The organism is Psychrobacter sp. 1Y11, assembly GCF_052259045.1.
Classification (GTDB): Bacteria; Pseudomonadota; Gammaproteobacteria; order Pseudomonadales; family Moraxellaceae; genus Psychrobacter.
Genome location: NZ_JBQQER010000023.1, coordinates 1 through 5,840, shown reverse-complemented (window position 1 = coordinate 5,840; position 5,840 = coordinate 1). Strand labels below are relative to the sequence as shown.

Genomic DNA, 5,840 nt, shown 5'->3' with positions numbered 1-5,840 from the left:
GGGTGGATGGAGAATAATTTACCTAAACTGTTTCATGATATGGGCTGTATCGATTTTATAAAGACTTAACTATAGCTAATAAAGTTTTTTTTGAATACTTATATTTATGCATAGCTGAGTCTTTCATAACCTATTATTTAAACTTAACAGATAATAGGCGACAATATAATGGATAGATTAGATGGTTTTTATACTGTATTTAGCTATGTTTTTCAAAAAACTAGTAAAACTAGATGGAAGGTACTAAATCAACGATAAGCGGTATTGTCCACTGACGGCAGTATGGGTATGATGTAAGTATCAGTAACTCTAAGTTACAGAACATGATTAGTTTAATTAAGGTACGGCTGCTTTTCTATATTCATTCAGGTTCGATTTACTTATGTTGATGCCTAGATCGTGTTTTTTTATAGCTTTAGATGTTTTAGCAGAAAATTATAGAAATAATATAATATAAAATAATTAGCTGTTATGTATAGATCTAACCTTATCCACTCTGAATAAGTAGATGTTGACCACCAACCTTTCTCTACAATAAAGACGCTTGAAATAAGCGTTGAAAGATTATTTTTGATATTTTTTTATAAAAGTATCACCTCTCTCTCAGTTATTAAGAAGGCATACTATGAACCGTAATTATAAAGTTGTTTGGAATCGATCTTTAGGTTGCTTTACTGCTGTCGCTGAATACGCCAAAGCCCGTGGCAAATCTTCGAGTAGTGCGGTGAGCTCAAACTCAGCGACATCGGAAGCGATCAGCTCAGGCGCAAAGTTATTACGCTTGACGGCGATCTGTGCAGGGCTTGCAGCATCTGGGTTTAGTATGCAGGCGATGGCAGTTGATGGTGATTTTGATAACGTTACAGCTAATGGAGATGTTACAGCTAGTGGTACGGTAAATGCCAATGGTGGCCTAACGGTTGCGGGTGGTCAGACCGTCAATATGGGTAATAATAAGGTAACTAATGTCGCTAATGGCACTGCTACAAAAGATGCGGTTAACTTTGGTCAGTTAGAGGCAGTTAAGACAACTGCCAATCAAGGCTTTAATATTAAAGCCAATAGCGGCGCTGAACAAAAGATTGGTCCTGGGGAGACGGTTACTTTCCAAGATGGTGATAGCAATATTAAGATTACCCGCACTGGCAACACGATTTCTATTGCCACCTCACCAGACCAAAATTTCGCTACTGTAACGACTACTGGTAATACCAATGTTGGCGGCATGCTCAATGCTAATGGTGGCCTAACGGTTGCGGGTGGTCAGACCGTCAATATGGGTAATAATAAGGTAACTAATGTCGCTAATGGCACTACTACAAACGATGCGGTGAACTTCGGTCAGTTAGATGCAGTTAAGACAACTGCTAACCGAGGCTGGGATATTCAAGCAAATGGCGGAGCCAAACAGACGATTGCTACTGGGGATACGGTTAATTTCACGAATGGCAATAATATTGTCATCAGTCGCAACGGTAATGCGATTTCTGTTGCTACCTCACCAAACCCAAATTTTACGACAGTAACCACTACAGGTAATGTCACTGTTGGTGGTCTGACTGTTACCAGTAACAAGACAGTCAATATGGGCAATAATAAGGTAACTAACGTTGCTAATGGCACTATTGCAGAAAACGGCAAGGACGCGGCGACTACTGGTCAGCTGTGGAAACTCACTGATGGCGGTGATGGTGTTAAGTATTTTCATGCTAATTCTGAACAGCCAGACTCCGAAGCTATAGGACAAGAATCCATTGCTATTGGTCCAAATACCAAATCTGAGGGTGTGAGCAGTTTAGCAGCAGGTGACAGTGCGTCAGTAACTGCACAAGGTGAAGGCGCGATTGCGCTAGGACAAAATGCAACAGCTGGTGGCGCCGCTCTAGGTAGTGGCGGTGCAGGCGCAGTTGCGGTAGGTCGTGATAGCGTTGCCACTGGTGGTAGCGCCACAGCGCTAGGTGATGATGCTCAAGCAAGTGGCGGGAATGCGACTGCATTAGGCAAGGGTGCTAATGCAAGTGGCGGTAATAGCATTGCTCTTGGTCGATCTACGGCTAGTTCGGGTAACGCTTTCGCCGCGGGTAATGGTGCTGAAGCTAAATCTCCAGACGGTATCTCAATAGGTACTGGTGCGGGGGTGGGTACTACTGGTACGGTAGGCAGTGACCGAAGAGATAACATCGCTATCGGTAGGAAGTCTGGTCAAAATGTGATTGCTAAAGAGTCTATCGGTATCGGATTTGATGCTGGCTCAAATGTTGAAGGTGACAATAATACAGCAATTGGTACTCAAGCTGGTATGGGTATTACTGGTGAATATAATATTTCTATGGGCTATCAGGCTAATAAAAATGCTGGGGTTCTTGATCATTCAACTGTAGTGGGTAGTAAAGCCAACGCTGGTAGCAACTCAGTCGCTTTGGGTTATGAGGCGCAGGCAAATAACACTGACGCAGTAGCCGTAGGTAGCAACGCTATATCTAATGCTCAAGGACTAGCGCTAGGCGCTAACTCAAAATCTGAAGGAAATAATATAGCGTTAGGGTTTAACTCGAAGGCGCTTGATAGTGACTCAACTAATAGTAGCTATTTAACAGGTAACGTATCAGGTCAAGGCGTGGTCTCCGTTGGTAGTACCAGTGCAAATATCACACGTCGTATCGTCAATGTGGCAGATGGTGCTAATGGCACTGATGCCGTTAACGTTAATCAGCTAAAAGGGGCGCAACAAAGCGTTGCTAATCTAGTGGGTGGCGGCGTACCGCTTAATCTGGATGGCAGTTATGGCAAGATAACCGTAAACAAGGTAGGTGGTGGTACAGAAGAATTTGATACTGTTGTAGATGCTATAGGTGCGATTACTAGTGGCTCAGTTAGTGTTCTTCCTCCAGAAGCCGCAAAATATAATTCAGACGGTACACTTGATGTTGCAGCTGGCACACTGGATGGTCAGGCCGTCAACCTAGGACAGCTAAATACTGCTATTGCAGAAAACGGTATCCAGTATTTTAGTGTTAATTCCACCGAAGGTGCTAACCGTAATAATGACGGAGCTTCTGGTACCAACACAATAGCAATTGGTCCTGAAGCATCTGCATCGGGCGATGAGTCCTTAGCACTAGGTTATAAAGCGCGCTCGGACGCTGATGTTTCAATTGCCATTGGCAACAATGTGCGTGCTGAAGGGAAACGGTCTACTGTGCTTGGTAATGAAAGCCGGGTGTATGACGCTAACGGTGTAGCAATTGGTTATGAGGCGGTTAGTAATGGTGAAAACTCATTAGTAATGGGTACCGGTGCTGAATCTAATGAAAAAATAACTGGCGAACGGGTCGATAATGCGATCGTAATTGGTACTAAAGCTAGATCCACCGCATCAGATGATGGTATCGCAATTGGTAGAACTGCACTGGCTAAAGAAGATCGTGCCGTAGCTCAAGGCTTCAATGCAGAATCGACTGCAGATGATGCGATGGCATTTGGTAGTCGCTCTCGAGCAAGTGGTACTAGTTCTCAAGCAAGCGGTACTGATGCTAACGCTAGCGCTACTAATGCTCAAGCAAGTGGCACTAATGCTAGCGCCAGTGGTTTCAATGCTATTGCGCAAGGAACTCGTGCTACAGGTTATGCCACCGATGGTATCGCTATGGGTACTGGTGCGACGTCTGGCTTTGAAGATCCAAACAATCAAGACCCTCAGCGTAATACTGCAGGAATTGCAATCGGTAAAAATTCACTAGCAGATGAACAAAACGCCTTAGCATTAGGTGTTGAAGCAAAGGCTCGTGCAAAATCAGCCACTGCAGTGGGCGATGGTGCGCGTGCCACTGATATAAATGCGCTTGCTATGGGAACAGGTGCCGCTGCCAGTAAGCAGGATGCTACAGCTATTGGTCGTGAAGCTACTGCTAATGCCCAAGATGCAACGGCTTTCGGGCGCGGTGCTGCCGCTAGTGCCCAGGATGCCATAGCCTTTGGTCGTGGAGCACAAGCCAGAGAACAAGGCGCAATGGCGCTTGGTCAAGGAGCCAAAGCAAATACCAATGACAATGACGTAGCCCTCGGCGCAGGCTCAGTAACGGGTGCTGTAGTAAATACACCAAATGCTACAATCGACAAGAATAAGTACACTTATGCAGGTACCAATGCAGCTAGCACGGTCAGCGTAGGCACAGCAGGGAATGAGCGCACTGTTACTAATGTCGCTGCAGGTCGCGTATCAGCAAATAGTACTGATGCTATCAACGGCTCGCAGCTTTATGGCACTAATCAGGCAGTAACTGCACTGGGGAACAATCTAGACACTGCAGGCCAAAGCGTTGCTACCGCTCTTGGTGGTAATTCAAGCTATAATCCCGCTAATCATACAGTAAGCGCTAATCTAAATGTTAATGGCACCAACTACACGAATGTCGAAAGCGCTATCAAGTACGCGGCGCAGGGTTGGAATGTCCAGACCAACGGTGATACGACCAGCAACGTTGCTCCTGGTAGCACTGTACAGCTCAAAGATGGTAAAAATATAAAGATTACGCGTAATGGCAAAGACATTACGGTCGCTACCGCTGACGATGTGACCTTTACTAAAGTTACATCGGGCAGTATGACGGTTAACAACACTGATAGCACCGCCAATGGCGGTACTAAAAATTATGTCACCCAAGGCAGCACTTCTGTAGTGAATGGTGGTGACGTCTATACCGCCATCAACACCACTAATCAGCAATATCAGGGTGATAACGGCGCAGTCGTCACTCGCAACCCAAACCAAGTGTTGAAGGTGAAAGGCGGCGCTACGACGGGTACAGAAAACAATATTCAGACCGTATCTAACGCTGCAGACGGCAGCATCAGCGTTAAACTGGCTGAAAAGATTGATCTAGGCACTGACGGCCGTGTAAAAATAGGCAGCACAACTATTAACAATAGTGGTCTAAGCATCACAGGTGGCCCAAGCATTACCGCTGCTGGCATTAATGCTGGTGGTAAAGTCATTACAGATGTGGCTAGTGGCGTAGGCAATGACAACAACGCTGCTAATATCGGCGACCTAAATAGGGCTGCTGCTGCTGCCAAAACAGAAGTTGCGGCAGGCACCAACGTAGCCGGTGTGACTAAGAGCACAGGCGGTAACGGTCAAGATATCTACACTGTCAATGCTAAGGGCGCTAGCACGACAGCAGGCTCAAGTGCAGTCACGGTAACCAATACCACCGATGCTAGCACCAACGTGACTAACGCTGCAGTTGATCTTAGTGCTGCCAGTAAAGCAAGCTTAGCTAAGGCGGATAACTCTGTACAGTATGACAATGCGGGTAAAACCAGTGTCACCTTGGGCGGAGCAGGGGCCAGCCCAGTTACAATAACAAATGTAGCTGATGGTACGCTTAGTACAAGCTCAAAAGATGCTGTTAACGGCTCTCAATTGCATGCCACTAACCAAAATGTTGCTACTAATAAAGACAATATCACCAATAACACCAATGCTATTGCCCAAGGCTTTAATATTGGCGCTGACAACGGTGCTGACGACAACGTTCAACTGGGTGAAAAAGTTGACTTCAATGGTGATGGCAACCTCATCACCACAGTCAGCAACAACGCCATTGGTGTAAGCCTAGCTGACAGCATTACTGTTGGCAGCACAAACCCAGTTACTATTGATGGCAATACCGGAACGCTAAGCGGATTGACCAATCAAACCATCAGCGGTGCAAACTTCGCTGATGGCAGTGGTCGCGCGGCAACAGAAGAGCAGCTCAGCGCCGTCAACACCACAGCAAATAAAGGTTGGAACGTCAAAGTCAATGACACCGCCTCTGACAACGTTGCCCCAGGCG

Annotated in this window: 1 protein-coding gene; it reads left to right on the top strand. The window is 45.9% G+C overall.

Annotated features, from left to right (window positions below; genetic code table 11):
• Positions 1-625: 625 nt before the first annotated feature.
• Positions 626-5,840, top strand: a 5,215-nt coding sequence (locus tag ACTXGJ_RS12565; protein WP_443566151.1) for an ESPR-type extended signal peptide-containing protein, incomplete at its 3' end; no start/stop codon positions are given.